This window comes from Nonomuraea longispora, assembly GCF_004348345.1.
Classification (GTDB): domain Bacteria; phylum Actinomycetota; class Actinomycetes; order Streptosporangiales; family Streptosporangiaceae; genus Nonomuraea; species Nonomuraea longispora.
The window spans coordinates 24,048-39,272 of record NZ_SMJZ01000024.1 but is presented as its reverse complement, the minus strand read 5'-3'; the positions used below and the strand labels follow the sequence as shown (position 1 = coordinate 39,272).

Below are 15,225 nucleotides of genomic sequence, written 5' to 3'. Positions count from 1 at the left end.
GAAGCGGGCCGCACGGCCACGCCAGGAAGCCGGCCACGCCCAGCCTGTTGGAACGACATTCTGGTGAACGTGCCGTTCATTGGGCCGGACGCTGTTTCGAGTAAACCCTGCGAATGGCGGCTTTCTGCCGTGCGTGTGACGCAGAACACTCCTGCCCTCGCCATACAACGCGGGAATCATGTGGAGCGCACGACGGAGAACATGAAGTTCTCATGAGATGGGAAGGGCAGGGGCAACATGTTCTTTCGCGGGAAGAGACGCTTCACGCAAGCTTCACGGCGCGACCCGTAGATGACACACGATCCTTGAGTTTTATTGCGGAGCATAAGCCGGAAACGCGACTTCGAGAGCTGGCTAAGGGAACGCAGAAGTTTTCTCAGAACGTCGGCCGCCGCGACGGGCGCCGCCGCGCTCGGATCGCTGGCGACGTCTGCGGCGTCGGCCGCGCCCGGACCGAAGCGCAAAGGGCCGCTGCGGGTCCAGGTCCTGATGTTCGAAGGAGTGGAGGTGCAAAACGTCCCGGCATCAACGCCCTGATCAAGGACAAGCAGGTCCTCGCGAACGTCGTACGGGCGCACAAGGCAGGGGTGATCATGATCGGCGTCCCAGCGGCCCTCCAGCGGCCCCGCCGGACCGCCCATGGCGGCGGCCACGGCGTACAGGGCGCCGACGGCGGAGACGTGCTCGGCGCCGCCGGGCTCTCCCATGCCGGTGACGTTCAGGCAGGTGACCGGTCCGTAGCGGACCACTTTCGGTGTCACGACTCCTCCAGGGGAATCATCAGGTGGGTGACCAGCCGGTCGGGCGGGGTGGTCGCCGGGTCCGACACGTACACCTCGCGGATGGGGCCGCGGACGGGGCCGACCCGCTCCGCGCACCAGGACAGCAGCGCGTACGCGGTCAACCCGATCTGGTCGTACGGGCCGACGTGCGTGGCGCGGGCGAACCGGCCGCCCGGCAGCACGTCCGGCTCGGCCCCCGCCACCCGCTCCTCGCTGACCAGAGCGACGGTGACGGGGACGGGCTCGCCGAAGTCGAGCGGGAACAGGCCGATGAGCTCAGGTGCGACGCCCGGCGGCCCGGCGCGCAGCAGGCCGGCGACGGCCGCCGAGGTGGCCGCGCCGATCTCCGACGGATCCGCCGCCGCCGTCGTGACCACCGCCACCCGCCGCGCCGGTTCTGTGACCACCGTGACCGGAGGGGACGGCAGGCCCTCCGCCATGACGCGTTCCAGGGCGGCCAGCGTCGACCGGCGCCTGGCCAGCTCTGCTTCCAGCCGCTCGTGCACCTCCTCCAGGACGCCGGACGTGCCGGACAGCACCTGTGCGATGGCGGCGAGCGGGACGTCGAGCGAACGCAGCAGCCCGATCGACAGCGCGGCGCGCGCCTGCTCCTGCCGGAAGTAGCGATAGCCGGTGTGCTCGTCGACGTACGCGGGCACCAGCAGGCCGAGCTGGGCGTAGTGCCGCACCTGTTTGACGCTCAGCCGGCTGAGCCTGGCGAACTGCCCGATCGGCAGCAGTCCCTCGTCCATGCCCCCAGCATGGTGTCTCCCTCTGTGGGAGGGTCACCCGGCGTGGTCAGCCGGCGTTTCCTGGGGCGGGTACGGCGTGTTCGGCATCACGGCTGACCTGCTCCCATGCGGCCCAGGTCTCCATCCGCCGCCGGGAGATGTCGAAGGCCAGGTCGTAGACCATGCTGCCGAGCAGCAGCCGCAGCGGCGGGTCCGCGCTGTCGACCAGCTTCAGCAGCGCCTCCGCGGCCAGCCGCGGCTCGCTGTCGATCGAGCCCTCGGCCCACTGTCTCTCCAGCTCGGCGCGCAACGGGGCGTACTCCGGCGCGGGCGACGCCGTCGTCATGCTGGTGTAGAGGTCGGTCCAGTAGCCGCCGGCCTGGACGATGCTGACCTTGACGCCGAACGGTGCGGCCTCCATCGCCAGCGCCTCGCTCATGCCCTCCAGCGCGAACTTGCTCGCGCTGTACATCCCCGTGCTGGGGAAGCCGCCCAGGGCGCCGATGCTGGAGATCTGCACGATGTGACCGCAGCCCTGAGCGCGCAGGTGCGGCAGGACGGCCTGGCAGACCCACATCGCCCCGAAGAAGTTGACCTCCAGCTGGGCGCGCGCCTGGGCTTCGGTGAACTCCTCGATCATGCCGGAGTACAGGGTGCCGGCGTTGTTCACCACGATGTCGAGCCGGCCGAAATGCTCGACCGCGGTGCCGACGGCGGCGAACACCGCGTCGCGGTCGGTCACGTCCAGGGGCAGGACGAGGAGCCGATCTCCGTACCGGTCGTCGAAGTCCTGTCGCTTGACGGTCCGGGCTGCGGCGGCCACGCGATCGCCGCGCTCCAGCGCGGCGAGGGTGAACGCCCGGCCCAGGCCGCGGCCGGCTCCCGTGATGAACCAGGTACGGGTGGAGGAGACGGTGTTCGGGGTGCGCATGGGTGGAGCTCCGATCGCATCTGTACGGCGAGACGGTCCGTCTCGTCTTGTGAGGCGACCGTACAACCCCTCCTTCACCGAGTCAAGACGGACCGTCTCGTCTCATCCTTTGTTAGGTTGGCGGCATGACGACACAGCGCAAGCCGCCCTCCCCTGCGCCCCGCCGGAACGAGGCCTCCCGGCGGGCCATCCTCACCGCGGCCTTCGCGCTGGTGCAGGAGGTGGGATACGCCAAGCTGAGCATCGAGGGCATCGCGGCGCGGGCCGGTGTCGGCAAGCAGACCATCTACCGCTGGTGGCCCTCGAAGGGAGCGGTCCTCTTCGACGCCTTCCTCATGCTCAGCGAACAGCCGGGCAGCGGAGACAGCGCCCTGCCCGACACCGGCGACCTGGAGGCGGACCTGAAGGCGGTGCTGCGGGCCACCATCGAAGAGCTCAACGACCCGCGCTACGACGAGCCGATGCGCGCGCTCAACACGGAGATCACGCACGATCCCGCACTCGCCGCCCTCTACGCCGAACGCCTGGACGGCCCCATGAGAGAGCTGAAAAAGGGTCGCCTGCGCAGCGCCCAGCGGGCCGGTCAACTGGCCGGCGACCTCGACCTCGACGTGGCCGTCGACCTGATCTGGGGGCCGCTGCTCAACCGCTGGCTCCAGCGCACCGGAGCGCTCACCCCCGGCTATGCCGACAGCGTCGTCGAGACCGCGCTCAACGGACTGCGCCCACGCCCCTGACTCTTAGGCGTGACCCGTCACGGTAAGGTCGGCGGCGTGTCAACGCCGGGACACCGAGACGAGCCGATGACCAGCACCGCGCCCGAGTCCCGGCCAGGGGCCGGGGGCCGGTTGCTGGTGCCCCGGCTGCGCGGGCGGGCCATGACGGTCCTGGCCGGCGGGAGCGGCGTGGTCCAGGTCGTGCGCAGCGTCGGCTTCTCCATCGGCAGCGCGCTCGCCGGGCTGGTGCTCGCCGCCCACACCGGCGCCGGCTCCACCTTCCCCACCGAAACCGGCTTCACCACCGCCGCCTGGGCGGGAACGGCCGCGATGACGCTCGCGATGGTCATCAGTCTGGCCCTACGACGCACCGCCACCGCACCCTCGGCCTGACAACCGATCGGCCTCCTCCATGGTGACGGCGCCGAGGCTCTGGGCGTCGGCCTGCCGCAGGCCCGCGAGCAGGTCGTCAAGGTCCTCCACGGCCACGGTTTCCAGGGGGCGCCACCTCTAGGGTCGTCATTGCGGCGGAGGCGGGCCGTGGGGCTCGCGAAGCCCGGCGATCACGCCTGGTGGGGGGTTTGTGAGTTGGTGGACCGAGTGGCCTGGCCTTCGATGATGCGGTCGAGCCAGTCGGCCAGCAGCCGGCTCTCGGAGGGGGTGAGGACCTCCAGGTCGCCCAGGGATGCCTTGAGGGTGATGGCGCCGGCGACGACGTCGCTGCCGGTCCGGACGTGCCCGTTGGAGGGGCCGGAGGAGGGATCGGCGGACGGGGCGGGCTCGGTGATCGAGTGGATGACCGCTTCGCGCACGATCCTGGCGGCCTCCATGTCGCGCTCGGCCTCCGGCATGGCGATCAGGGACAGCGTGGTGCCGCGCCCGGCCGCGTGGACCACGCGCGCCGCCCGTTCCTCGGGGACGCGCAGCCGGCCGGCCAGGGCGACACGGTGCACGAGGCCGGCGAGGATCTCGGCGGCCTGCTTGGCGCCTTCGGGCTCGGCGCCCGGTCGGGGGCTGCCGTAGATCAGGGCGTAGAGAGCGGGTTCGGCGAGACCGAAGCCGACGTGCAGGTCCCAGCCGCGCCGCAGGTCCTCGACGGGATCGCCGCTGGGGGTGATGCGGCGCTTCTCGGCGATGTAGGCGGCGAGTCCCCGGCTGGCGACGGCGTCCAGGAGCCCCTGCTTGTCGCCGAACAGCCGGTAGAGGATGGGTGCCTGCACGCCTGCGGCCTTGCAGACGGCCCTGGTCGAGACGGCGTCCCTGCCTTCACGCGCGAGAAGGTCAGCCGCGGCGTCGAGGATCGCGTCCCGTTTGTTCGAGCCAGCCATGTATCGATGCTAACAGGCAGCAACCCCTACCGATAAACCAACTGCTAACACTTACTTGTTATCGGCTCCGCGAAGGTGTTAACGTGAAACTGTTAGCAGTTGAGCAGGGAGAGAGCTCATGGGTAGCGCAACACGTACCGCCATCGTCACCGGCGGCTCACGGGGGATCGGCCGCGCCGTCGCGGCCCGGCTCGCCGCGGCGGGCCAGAACGTCGCCGTCGTCTACGCCTCCAACGCCAAGGAGGCGGACGCCACCGTCGGCGAGATCGAGGCGGCCGGCGCCCGCGGCATCGCACTGCAGGCGGACGTGGCCGACGAGCAGCAGGTCGCCGACGCCTTCGACACCGTGGAACGGCTCCTCGGCCCCGTCGACGTCCTCGTCAACGCGGCGGGCGTCATGGCGCTGCAGCCGGTCCGGGAGCTGGACCTGACCCAGCTCGACCGGCTGGTGCGCACCAACGTACGGGGCACGTTCGTCACGGCCAAGGAGGCCGCCCGCCGGATCCGCCCCGGCGGCGCCATCATCGCCTTCTCCACCAGCGTCACCCGCCTGCACCTGCCGGCCTACGGCGCGTACGCCGCGACCAAGGGAGCGGTGGAGGCCCTCGTCCCGATCCTGGCCAAGGAGATGGGCGAGCGCGACGTCACGGTCAACGCGGTGGCGCCGGGCCCCACGGCCACGGAGCTGTTCTTCGAAGGCAAGTCACAGCAGGTCATCGACCGGATCGCCGGCCTGAGCGCGCTGAACAGGCTCGGCACCCCGGAGGACATCGCGCAGGTCGTCGCCTTCCTCGCCGGGCCCGGCCGCTGGATCAACGGCCAGGTCGTGTTCGCCAACGGCGGCGCGGCCTGACTTTCCCACCCAGCACATGCTTCCGGGACTGCTCACGCTGATCGCCGGCACCGCTCTGGGGGCCGTCGCGGGCTTCACCTGCCAGCAGTTGCAGCACCGGTTCGCCACGTAGCGGCCCGGGCCGGGGGCGGAGCGCCGTCCCCGGCCCGGCGCGACATGAAGGACAGATCAGCCATGATCCTCATCCCACGTACCGGCGCCGCCGTCACCGCCCTGCTCTGCGCCCTGGCCGTGCTGCCCGGCTGCGCCGCACCGGAGTCCGGCGCCTCACAGATGAGCACCACACCGCAGAGCACCACGGCTGCGGTCGCGCGCGGGCTGGTGCCCGGAGAGGTCACCGAGATCGCCCGCGGCCTGGCCATGCCGTGGGGCCTGGCGTTCCTCCCGGACGGCTCCACCCTGGTGTCCGAGCGAGCCTCGGCCCGGATCCTGCACATCCGGCCGGGCCGGGACCCCGTGCCGATCGGCACCGTCCCCGGCGTCGAGGTGAGCTCCGAGGGCGGCCTGCTCGGGCTGGCCGTCTCGCCCGCGTTCGACAGGGACCGCACCGTGTACGCCTACGTCTCCGCCTCGCCCACCAACCGCGTCGTCACGCTGCGCCTCGCCCCCGACCTGCGCTCCCTGCGCCAGGAACGGGTGATCGTCGAAGGCGTCGAGACCGCCGACCGCCACCACGGCGGGCGGCTGCGCTTCGGCCCCGACGGCACCGCGTACGCCTCCGAACTCGGCCACCGCACCTGGGACGAGAGCTGAACGTGCTGCGCCCCGGACGCGACTACGGCTGGCCCGAGTCGGAAGGCGGGGACGGCTCCCACGGCGAACGTCCGATCTTCACCCTTCACCCGGACGACGCCTCGCCGTCCGGCATCGCCGTCGCGGGCGGAGCCGTGTGGATGGGCGCGCTCGGCGGGCAGCGGCTCTGGCGCCTGCCCGTGGACGGGCCCCGAGCGGACGGCGACGCCGTCGCCTACTTCGTCCAGAGCCACGGACGGATCCGCACGGTGGAACCGGCGCCCGACGGCTCCTTGTGGATCACGACCTCCAACACCGACGAGGCGACGTGGGGCGGCACCGACCCCCGGCCGGGCGACGACCGCATCCTGCGCGTCGAACTGGTCCGCCCCGGTTCCTGACCCTTCACCCCGGAAACGGAGACCCACCATGTCCACCGTCCTCATCGCCGGGGCCGCCACCGGCATCGGCAACCTCACCGCCCAGGCGCTCACCCGGGCCGGGCACACCGTGTGGGCCAGCATGCTGGACCCGTACGGACGCAATGACGCGCGCCGCCGCGAACTGCTCGACGTCACCGCGCCGCCCGTCCCCGGCCCGTACTCGGCGTCGAAGGCGGCGTTCGACACCCTGGCGGTGGCGACGTCGTACGAGGCGAACGCGTTCGGCATCGAGACCCGCATCGTCATGCCCGGCGCGATCACCAAGGGCACCCAGCACTTCCCCCACGCCACACGCGCCGGCGACACCTCCGCGTGGCGGTCGACCCGAGCCCCGCCGGTCTCACGCCAACCGGGCGAGGGCCGCTTCGGCGGTCAGGCAGCCCGCGGTGGCCATGGCCAGGTTGCCCAGGGAGGCGTTGTGGGCGTCGTCGCCGGCCGCGGTCACGCAGTCGGAGATCGTGTGCACGGTGAAGCCCAGGTCGGTGCCGTGCCGGGCGGTCTGCTCGACGGTGAGGTTGGTGGCGACCCCGGTGAGCAGCAGCGTGGTGATGCCGTGCGCGGCCAGCCACTCGGGCAGTCCGTTGCCCGCCAGCCCGGACAGCCGCTGGTTGTCCACGACGGTGCTCCGCCCGGCCTGCGCGGCCATCTCCGGGATGATCCCCGTTCCCGGGGCGTCGGGACGGAACGCGGTCTGCGCGTCGCCGACCGACCGCATGAACGCGGTGTTGCGGACGAGGGTGCCGCCGCCGTCGGGCACCGTGAAGCGGGTGAAGACGACCGGCACGTCGCGCGCCATGACCGCGTCGTGGAAGGCCGTGGCCCGCCCGACCACGCCGCTGCGCTCGACGGGTTCCGCGAGCAACCCGCCGAAGAAGCCTTCGGGTTTGATCACGTTGATCTGCCAGTGCAGGGCCAGGACAGCGGTGGCGTCGAGCGAGAAAGACATGATCAGATTCTGCCTTCACGACGGCCGGATCGGGCGGTTTCGAGCAATCGGGTTCGCGGTGACGCGTCAGCCTCCCAGGACGGGCAGGGCTCCGGCCGGCAGCGGGCCGCGCGTCCTCCCGGCCGATCCGCCTGGCGACGTTCACCGCCCACGGGTGTCCGGTGGCGGGGTCGTGCAGGGCGTTGACGAGCAGTGCCCGTCCCGGTCACGGTCGACGCCGACGGGCGCCTCTCGCCGCCGGTGGAGTCGTCGCTGTACCACATCTCCAGCGAGGCGGTCGCCAACGCGATCAAGCACGCGACGCCCGACCGCATCCACCCTCGCCAAGCTCGGCCTCCAGGCCGACGACGGCAACCGGCGCGTGCTGGCCGTCCCCGCCTACCTCCGGGCGATCCGGGTCGAACCGGCCGGTGGGGAGGCGGTGGAGGCGCGGTAGACCATGGACACGGGCAGGACGACGTCCCCCGGCGGTCCGGACGCGATGCGTTCGAGCAGGAGGCGTACGGCGGCCGCCCCCGCGTCGAAGAACGGCATGCGGACGGTCGTCAGCGGCGGGATGGTCCTGGCGGCGACCGGGTGGTCGTCGCAGCCGACGACCGAGCAGTCGCCGGGGACGGAGACCCCGCGCTCGTGCAGCGCGTTGAGCACCCCGACGGCCATGAGGTCGTTCTGGACGTAGATCGCGGTGATGCCGGAGGCCCGGTCGAGCAGCCTGTGGGTGGCGGCGTAGCCGCCTTCGACCTCCCATGCGCCGTCCTCGACGAGCAGGGCGTCGTAGGGCAGACCGTGCTCGGCCAGCACCTCACGGTAGACGGCGGTGCGCCGCTGCGCGCTGTGACGCTGCCGCAGGCCGGTCACCACGCCGATGCGGCGGTGGCCGAGCGCGATCAGGTGGCGGACCGGGAGCGCCGCGGTGGCCTCGGAGTCGACGGTGACGCGCGGGACCCCGCCGCCGGCGATCTCGTGCAGGCTGACGGCGGGCGGCCCGGCGCGCAGCAGCCGCCCGACCTCTTCGTCCTCCTCGGTGGCAGGAGCGTTCATGATGATCCCGTCCACCCGGCGCTCCATCAGCACGCGCAGATAGCGCACGCAGTCGGAGCCGTCGGGCTCCAGGCTGCTGAGGATCACGCTGAGGCCGTGCCGGCGCGCTTCCCGCTCGATGCCGACGAGGAACTGCGCCGGCGTCGCGTTGCTGAAGTCGACGGTGATCACGCCGAGGGTCAGGGAGCTGCGTGACTGCAGGCTGCGGGCCAGCGCGTTGGGGACGTAGCCGATCTCCTCGGCCGCCTCGATGATGCGCTGCCGGGTGGCGGGCGCGACGGCGCCCTTGCCGTTGAGCACCTTGCTCACCGTCTGGAAGCTCACGTTGGCACGCGCGGCGACGTCTCTGAGCGAGACATTGGCCACGGGGTCACCTCCGGAAGGCGAACGTTCGCATGCGGCGTCGCCACGCCACTGCCGGACAGCGCAATTGTGCCACAGGGGCCTGGTGGCAGCCGCCCCTCTACGGCGGCGGTGGGGGGTTGACGGGGTCGGGTGGCGTGACTCAGCATAGGCGAACGTTCGCCTTCGGGTGTGACTTCCCTACCATCGCCCCCGCTTCGGTCCCGGCGGGAAGGAGAGAACCTCCATGACGACGTTCGGCCGGCGACGATTCCTCGGGCTGTCCGGCGGCGCTCTCGCGGCCGCCCTCGGCGCCGCCGGGTGCGCCCGCACCTCGGAACAGGAGGCCGCCCCGGCGGCCGGAGGCGACGCGTTGCGCTGGTGGGATCACTTCCAGCCGCTGCGACCGCTGAACGAGCGCATCTTCGCCGAGTACGGCAAGGCCAACCCGGGCGTCCGGGTGGAGCACGAGGTGTACAACCCGAACGAGATGGGCCAGGCGCTGCAACTGGCGTTCAAGAGCAACCAGATCGCCGACGTGCACACGATCGCCGGCCTCGGATCGTCCGAGGCGTCCCTCGTCGCCGGTGGCTGGTTCGCGCCGCTGGCGGGACAGGAGGCGATCCGCGCCAAGCTCCCCGCCGACACCCTGCTCGAAGGGCTGCACGTCTTCGACGGCAAGCTCCACGCCTTCCCCCTCTTCACCGCCCGGCAGTACGCCACCCTCTCCTGGTTCAACCGCGAGCTGGTCGAGAAGGCCGGCGGCGACCCCGACAACGGCCCGGCGACCTGGGACGAGTTCCGCTCCATCGCCGCGCGCATCACCAAGGACGGCGGCGGCCACGCGTACGGTTGGATCCAGGGCCTGCAGTTCCACGAACGGTTGCAGAGCCACGTGATCGAGCTGGCGATGTCCGCCGGCGCCCCGCTCGCCATGACCCCAGGAGCGGACGAGAAGGGCTTGGTGGACCCGCGCACCGGCGACTACGCCTACGCGAGCGACCCGTTCGTCCAGACGCTGGAATTTCTGTTGTCCCTGGTCCGCGACAAGGTCGTGTTCCCCGCGTCTACGTCGCTGGACGCCAGAACCGCCCGGGCGAGGTGGGCGACCGGAGTGGCGGGCATGTTCTTCGACGGGTCATGGAACATCGGCGTCGTCAACGGGCAGTTCAAGCAGTTCCTCGGCAAGGTCGGCGTCGGTCCCGTCCCGTCGCCGGGCGGCAAGCCGGTCCTCTACGGCGCTCCCGCCCCTGGCCAGCTGTTCGTGTCCAGCCAGTCGCGGCACGTGGAGGCGGCCTCCGAGTTGCTCGCCCGCTTCACCGGCCCCCAGTTCCACCGGGCGCTGTCCACGTACATGGACCAGGTGCCCCTCGACCTGGAGGCCGTGTCGACGGCGGACGTGCATCCCACGTACAAGCGCGCGGTCGAGCTGTTCGGCCAGGCCGTACGGCTCGCGCCCAGTCCCGTCGTCCGCAATCCCGCCGTCGCGCAGGTGCTGACCGAGATGAAGGAGCCGCGGCCCACGCTCGGCGAGATCACGCAGGGGATCCTCAGCGGCGAGCTCACCGACATTCGCAAGGCCCTGCGCGAGCACACCGGCAAGCTCGCCGCCGAGCGGGAGCGCGCCACGCGGGCCATCGCCGAGAAGGGCGTGAAGGTGAGCCTGGACGACTGGACGTTCCCGAACTGGCGGCCGGGCAAGGACTACACGGCGGAGATGTACCGGACGTCATGAGCAGCGTGACACGCAAGGCCCCGAGCCTCGCCGTCAGGATCTGGTCGGAGCGGTGGGCGTACGTCTTCCTGCTGCCCACCCTGCTGTTGTTCGGCGCGTACACCGTCTGGCCGATCATCTCCAGCCTGTACTACTCGATGCTCGACTGGAAGGGGCTGGGCGCCGAGCGGCCGTTCGTCGGCCTGGCCAACTACCGTGAGGCGTTCGGCGACCCGCTGTTCTGGAAGTCGCTCGGGGTCACGCTGACGATCATCGCGGTGACCGTGCCGCTGCGGGTGGGGCTGAGCCTGTTGACAGCGCTCGTCCTGAACAACCCGAGACTGCCGCTCGCCAGGGTGTTCAGGACCGCGCTGTTCGTGCCCGCGGTGACGACGACGGCGATCATCGGGGTGGTGATGGGGTTCATCTTCGACCCCGCCGGCGGCCCGGTGAACCAGTTGCTGCTCGACCTCGGGATCGTGGATCAGCCGGTCGACTTCCTCGGAGACCCCGGCACGTCCCTGTGGACGGTGATGGGCGTGCACATGTGGAAGTGGTTCGGCATCACGCTCGTCTACTGGCTGGCCGCGCTGCAGACGATCCCCACCACGGTCTATGAGGCCGCGAGAACGGACGGCGCCGGTGGCTGGGCGGCGCTGCGCCACGTGACGCTCCCGCTGCTGCGGCCGTTCCTGATCATCATCGTTCTCCTCACGGCGATCGAGACCATGCAGATCTTCGACCTGGTGCTGACTATGACGAACGGCGGGCCGTTCTTCTCCACCCTCGCCACGGAGGTCTACATCTACCAGCAGGCCTTCGCCGGCTCCACGCCCCGGCTCGGCTACGGAGCGGCGCTCGGCGTGCTGTTCGGGCTCGTCACGCTCGTCTTCGCCGCGCTGCAGGCCGTGGGCATCCGCTACGCCGACCGCGTGAGGAGCCGCTCATGAGCGCCGCGAGCGGCCTGCGGGCCAAGCGCCGCCGGCTCGGGATCTGGGCACAGGTGATCGTGCTCGCCGTCATCTGCGTGGTATGGGTCTATCCACTGCTCTGGATCTTCTCGGCCTCGCTGAAGGACTCGCTGGGAGTCTTCTCCGGAGGGCTCGGCCTGATCCCCGACGCGCTGCACTTCGAGAACTACGCGCGGGCCTGGCAGGACGCCGACTTCGGGTTGTACACCGTCAACAGCGTCGTCGTCACCCTGGGAACGGTGGCGCTGGTCGTGCTGCGCTGCGCCCTGGCCGGCTACGTCATCGCCCGCAGGAACTTCATCGGCAAGCGGGCCGTGGTCGCCGTGCTGGTCGCGACGTTGTTCGCGCCGCACGGGCTCACCATCATCCCCGTGGTCGAGCTCAGCGATCTCATGGGCCTGCTGAACTCGCGTACCGGCATCGTCCTCGCCCTGGCGGGCAGCGGCCACGTGGCCGCCGTCCTGCTCTACGCCGGCTACTTCAGCCGGGTCCCCCGCGAACTGGAGGAAGCGGCGATCATGGACGGTGCGGGCTTCCTGCGGACGTTCTTCCGCGTCATGCTGCCGCTCGCGGGACCGGTCACCGCGACGGTGGGCGTCATGACGTTCCTGGCGGCCTGGAACAACTTCTTCCTGCCGTTGGTGTTCACCTTCAGCCGCCCGGACCTGCGCACGCTCGCGGTGGGCATGCTCGCCTTCCGCGGCACCAACTCCACCGACTGGTCCGGCCTGGCCGCCGCGGGCACCATCTCGCTCATCCCACTGCTCCTCGTCTTCCTCGCGCTCCAGCGTTACTTCGTCGAAGGCGTCGCCGGGGCCGTGAAGTCCTGACGCGCCCCACCTCGAAGGAAAGCAATGAACCGACCGAACATCCTGCTCATCTGCACCGACCAGCAGCGCTTCGACGCGCTGGGCGCCTACGGCAACGACGAGATCGACACGCCCCACCTCGACCGGCTGGCCGAGCAGGGGGTGCTGTTCGACAACTGCTACGTGCAGTCGCCGGTCTGCGGGCCGTCGCGCGCCAGCCTGATGTCCGGCCGGTACGCGCACGCGCACGGCGCCTGGGCGAACGGCGTCGGGCTGCCCGCGCACGAGCAGCTGTTCTCGCGCGTCCTGGCCGGCCATGGCTACGACTGCGGCCTGGCCGGGAAGTTCCACGTCGCCGGCGCGTGCTTCGGCGGCCGGCTGGAGCCGCGGCTGGACGACGGTTTCCGGGTGTTCCGATGGGCGCACGACCCTTACCCCGGATCGTCCGAGAACGCCTACCACCGGTGGCTCCGGGCCGTACGGCCGGACCTGTACGACGCCGCCGCCCGCCCCGGTCCGGGGGCCGGCTTCGACGCGATGCCGACGGAGTACCACTACAGTCGGTGGATCGGCGACGAGACCATCGACTACCTGCGGCGCTCACGCGACCCGGGCAAGCCGTTCTTCTTCGTGGCGAACTTCTTCGACCCGCACCACGGGTTCGGGGCGCCGGAGGAGTACGTCGCCCGCTACCGGGGCAGGACGCTGCGCGGCCCGGTCACCCGGGACCAGGAGCTCGCCGGCAAGCCGCCCGTGCTGACCGAGGCCTCGCACCGCTCCTACGCCGGCCACGCCCGCGGCTACACCGAGTACACCGAAGCCGAGCTGCACGACGTCAGGGTCAACTACTACGCGATGGTGAGCCTCGTGGACGACGAGGTCGGCAGGATCCTCGCCGCCCTCGACGAGGAGGGCCTGGCCGAGGACACCCTGGTCGTCTTCACCAGCGACCACGGCGAGATGCTCGGCGACCACCAGCTCATGTTGAAGGGCCCGATGATGTACGAGTGCGCCGTCCGGGTGCCGCTCGTCATGCGCTGGCCCGCCGGGCTGCCCGCCGGTGAACGGCGCTCCGAGCTGGTCCAGTGGATCGATCTGGCGCCGAGTTTCCTCGCCGCCGCTGGAGCGCCGCCGCTCCCCCGCGGGCAGGGGCTCGACCTCCTGCCGCTGGCCCGGGGCGAGCGGGGCGCGCCGGTCAGGGGCTGGGCCCTGTGCGAATACCGCAACAGCGGCCATCCGTACGACGAGCCCGTGCACACCACGATGCTCAGGCACGACCGCTGGAAGATCGTCGTCTATCACGGCCCGCCGTCCACGACCCGCGCCCGCACCGGCGAGCTGTACGACCTGGAGAGCGACCCGGTGGAACTGGACAACCTGTGGGACGACCCGGCCCATGCGACGACCCGGGCCGAACTCCAGGAGCTCCTGCTCGACGTCCTGGTCGCCACCGAGGACCGCAGCCGGCCCCGGGATGCCTACTGGTGAGGACGGCGCCGCGGCGACGCCGCCCAAGCGGAGCGAGGATGGCTCGGGCGGCACCCGGCTGGACTTCCGGCTACGGCAGCTCGTCCAGGTTGCTCTGCACTCCGGCGATCGTGGGAGCGAGGTCGGGCAGGTCCGCGTAGGCCTTGGGAAGCTGGAGCGAGAACCTGAAGGTGTAGAGCCCGTCCCGCGCGATGAACTCGACCGCGTCGAAGACGTAGTAGCCCCACACGTAATACTTGATGTGGTAAACATCCACACCGTTGACCGTGCTGATCTTCTCGAACTGCATCGGGTCAGTGCCGCCGCTTCCGCCGTTCTTGCGGGCGGCCTCCAGCAGGGCCGCATGATCGGCGTAGTAGTCGGCGTCTGCCATGCTCAGGTGTTTGGAGATGCTGCTGATCGCGGCGAAAGTCCAGCCGTCGGCAGTCTCTTCGGTGACGCTGCTTTCGCGGGCGTGGCGCCAGTCGGGCGTCCCGTCGTCGGCGGAGTGGTCCGTGCGCTTGACCCACGGCAGGCCCATGTCGGGCAGTTCGCCGTCGGACAGGTAGGCCACTCTGAGCGGGGGGCCGTCGTTGACGGTGGCGGCGGTCTGTCCGTCCGTGGGTGCGGCGAGGGCGGCTGCCGGGCCGCCGCTGAGCCCCAGGGAGGCGGACAGCGCCGCGCCGGTTAACGCCAGGCCGAGACGTGGAGAAACGAGGCGGGACATGACACTCCTTCGGTGTGCGACACCGGGACAAGATCCATAGCATCAAACAGTAAAGGTTTACTGTCAAGGATGAGCTCAGTTCGAGCCCGCCCCGGCACCTGGTCATGCACACCAGCTCCAGGAATGCGCCTATCCCTGGCGCGTGGCCCGCTTGGCGACGTTCTCGATGGCCTTGACGGCGACGTCGGGCTGGTCGGTGTAGATGTAGTGACCGCTCCTGGCGGCGGTGCTCAGGTTGCTGTTGCCGGAGAGGGCGAGCCACCCGCGCCGGCGGCGCTCCGCGCCTTCTCCAGTTGCTTGCTGGGCGCGCATCTCGGCAGCGCGATGATGCCGCCGAGGGAGTGGCCGGCCGGGACGACCTGGTGGTCGCGCTACGGATCGGAGGGGTCCCTCTGCGTCCCCGCACGGTGGACATCCGCCTGTAGCCCGCACGGGGGACAACCCCGGCGTGATCCGCCCGGCCCGCCGCCTGTCCCCCGTACGAGCTACCCCTGAATGTCCACCGAGCGGGGACGATTCCGGGCCGTGCGATCCCTAACGTTCTCCTGGTAACCGCGGCGCTCCGGTCGCGGAAGGCGGAAGCTCGTGAAGGAGTCGTCATGCGAGTGTTGGAGCGGCTCGTGGCCGCGTTCCACGGCTGTCCGGTCCCCATCCGGCGCAGCGACAGGGCCGCCACGAGCGCTAGGCTGCCC

The 15,225-nt window shown here is 70.8% G+C and carries 17 protein-coding genes; 9 read left to right on the top strand and 8 right to left on the bottom strand.

Going from position 1 to position 15,225, the window contains the following annotated elements; genetic code table 11:
* Positions 1–176: 176 nt before the first annotated feature.
* Genes E1267_RS46235 through E1267_RS09415 form a run of 3 tightly spaced genes read right to left on the bottom strand, consistent with a single transcriptional unit; the run spans position 177 to position 2,444 of the window.
* Complete coding sequence (locus E1267_RS46235; protein ID WP_246063654.1) at positions 177–761, bottom strand: hypothetical protein; 585 nt, start codon at positions 759–761, stop codon at positions 177–179.
* Positions 758–1,534: a MerR family transcriptional regulator gene (locus E1267_RS09420; RefSeq protein ID WP_132331859.1), complete on the bottom strand. Its 777-nt coding sequence runs from the start codon at positions 1,532–1,534 to the stop codon at positions 758–760. Before E1267_RS09420 ends, E1267_RS46235 begins: the two co-directional genes overlap by 4 nt.
* A gap of 46 nt (positions 1,535–1,580) precedes the next feature.
* Positions 1,581–2,444: an SDR family oxidoreductase gene (locus E1267_RS09415; RefSeq protein WP_132331857.1), complete on the bottom strand. Its 864-nt coding sequence runs from the start codon at positions 2,442–2,444 to the stop codon at positions 1,581–1,583.
* Between the two features lie 125 nt (positions 2,445–2,569).
* Between E1267_RS09415 and E1267_RS09410 the strand changes: the two genes are divergently transcribed.
* Complete coding sequence (locus E1267_RS09410) at positions 2,570–3,181, top strand: TetR/AcrR family transcriptional regulator (RefSeq protein WP_132331855.1); 612 nt, start codon at positions 2,570–2,572, stop codon at positions 3,179–3,181.
* Positions 3,182–3,247: 66 nt separating this feature from the next.
* Positions 3,248–3,553, top strand: a complete 306-nt coding sequence (locus tag E1267_RS09405) for a hypothetical protein (RefSeq protein WP_132331853.1) — start codon at positions 3,248–3,250, stop codon at positions 3,551–3,553.
* Positions 3,554–3,723: 170 nt separating this feature from the next.
* On the opposite strand, the gene E1267_RS09400 is transcribed toward E1267_RS09405, so the two are convergent.
* Entirely contained in the window at positions 3,724–4,488 is a 765-nt protein-coding gene (locus E1267_RS09400) for a TetR/AcrR family transcriptional regulator (protein WP_132331851.1), read from the bottom strand.
* 118 nt (positions 4,489–4,606) lie between these two features.
* Here E1267_RS09400 and E1267_RS09395 point away from each other — a divergent pair, with 118 nt between their 5' ends.
* The 3 genes from E1267_RS09395 to E1267_RS45555 all read left to right on the top strand — a co-directional run bounded on the left by E1267_RS09395 (position 4,607) and on the right by E1267_RS45555 (position 6,474).
* On the top strand, positions 4,607–5,341 hold the full coding sequence (locus tag E1267_RS09395) for an SDR family oxidoreductase (RefSeq protein WP_132331849.1): 735 nt from the start codon (positions 4,607–4,609) through the stop codon (positions 5,339–5,341).
* 174 nt (positions 5,342–5,515) lie between these two features.
* The gene (locus tag E1267_RS45560) at positions 5,516–6,094 is read left to right on the top strand and encodes a PQQ-dependent sugar dehydrogenase (protein ID WP_220449396.1); all 579 of its coding nucleotides are present in this window, start codon (positions 5,516–5,518) and stop codon (positions 6,092–6,094) included.
* 2 nt (positions 6,095–6,096) lie between these two features.
* Positions 6,097–6,474 carry a PQQ-dependent sugar dehydrogenase gene (locus E1267_RS45555; protein WP_220449395.1) on the top strand — a complete coding sequence of 126 codons (378 nt, stop codon included), beginning with the start codon at positions 6,097–6,099 and terminating at the stop codon, positions 6,472–6,474.
* A 382-nt stretch (positions 6,475–6,856) separates the two neighbouring features.
* On the opposite strand, the gene E1267_RS09380 is transcribed toward E1267_RS45555, so the two are convergent.
* Both E1267_RS09380 and E1267_RS09375 read right to left on the bottom strand, forming a co-directional pair.
* Positions 6,857–7,462: a cysteine hydrolase family protein gene (locus E1267_RS09380; protein WP_132331847.1), complete on the bottom strand. Its 606-nt coding sequence runs from the start codon at positions 7,460–7,462 to the stop codon at positions 6,857–6,859.
* A gap of 378 nt (positions 7,463–7,840) precedes the next feature.
* Complete coding sequence (locus E1267_RS09375; RefSeq protein WP_132331845.1) at positions 7,841–8,869, bottom strand: LacI family DNA-binding transcriptional regulator; 1,029 nt, start codon at positions 8,867–8,869, stop codon at positions 7,841–7,843.
* A 223-nt stretch (positions 8,870–9,092) separates the two neighbouring features.
* Between E1267_RS09375 and E1267_RS09370 the strand changes: the two genes are divergently transcribed.
* The 4 genes from E1267_RS09370 to E1267_RS09355 are packed head-to-tail and all read left to right on the top strand — an operon-like array spanning position 9,093 to position 13,827.
* Complete coding sequence (locus tag E1267_RS09370; protein ID WP_132331843.1) at positions 9,093–10,580, top strand: ABC transporter substrate-binding protein; 1,488 nt, start codon at positions 9,093–9,095, stop codon at positions 10,578–10,580.
* Complete coding sequence (locus E1267_RS09365) at positions 10,577–11,509, top strand: carbohydrate ABC transporter permease (protein ID WP_132331840.1); 933 nt, start codon at positions 10,577–10,579, stop codon at positions 11,507–11,509. The genes E1267_RS09370 and E1267_RS09365 overlap by 4 nt, the downstream gene beginning before the upstream one ends.
* Positions 11,506–12,360 carry a carbohydrate ABC transporter permease gene (locus E1267_RS09360; RefSeq protein ID WP_132331838.1) on the top strand — a complete coding sequence of 285 codons (855 nt, stop codon included), beginning with the start codon at positions 11,506–11,508 and terminating at the stop codon, positions 12,358–12,360. Before E1267_RS09365 ends, E1267_RS09360 begins: the two co-directional genes overlap by 4 nt.
* A gap of 24 nt (positions 12,361–12,384) precedes the next feature.
* Positions 12,385–13,827 (top strand): sulfatase family protein, encoded by a 1,443-nt coding sequence (locus tag E1267_RS09355; protein WP_132331836.1) that lies wholly within the window; start codon positions 12,385–12,387, stop codon positions 13,825–13,827.
* A 70-nt stretch (positions 13,828–13,897) separates the two neighbouring features.
* Here the strand turns inward: E1267_RS09355 and E1267_RS09350 are convergent, their stop codons facing one another.
* Positions 13,898–14,533 carry a hypothetical protein gene (locus tag E1267_RS09350; RefSeq protein ID WP_132331834.1) on the bottom strand — a complete coding sequence of 212 codons (636 nt, stop codon included), beginning with the start codon at positions 14,531–14,533 and terminating at the stop codon, positions 13,898–13,900.
* A gap of 129 nt (positions 14,534–14,662) precedes the next feature.
* Entirely contained in the window at positions 14,663–14,845 is a 183-nt protein-coding gene (locus E1267_RS09345; RefSeq protein ID WP_181957770.1) for a hypothetical protein, read from the bottom strand.
* Between the last annotated feature and the right edge of the window lie 380 nt (positions 14,846–15,225).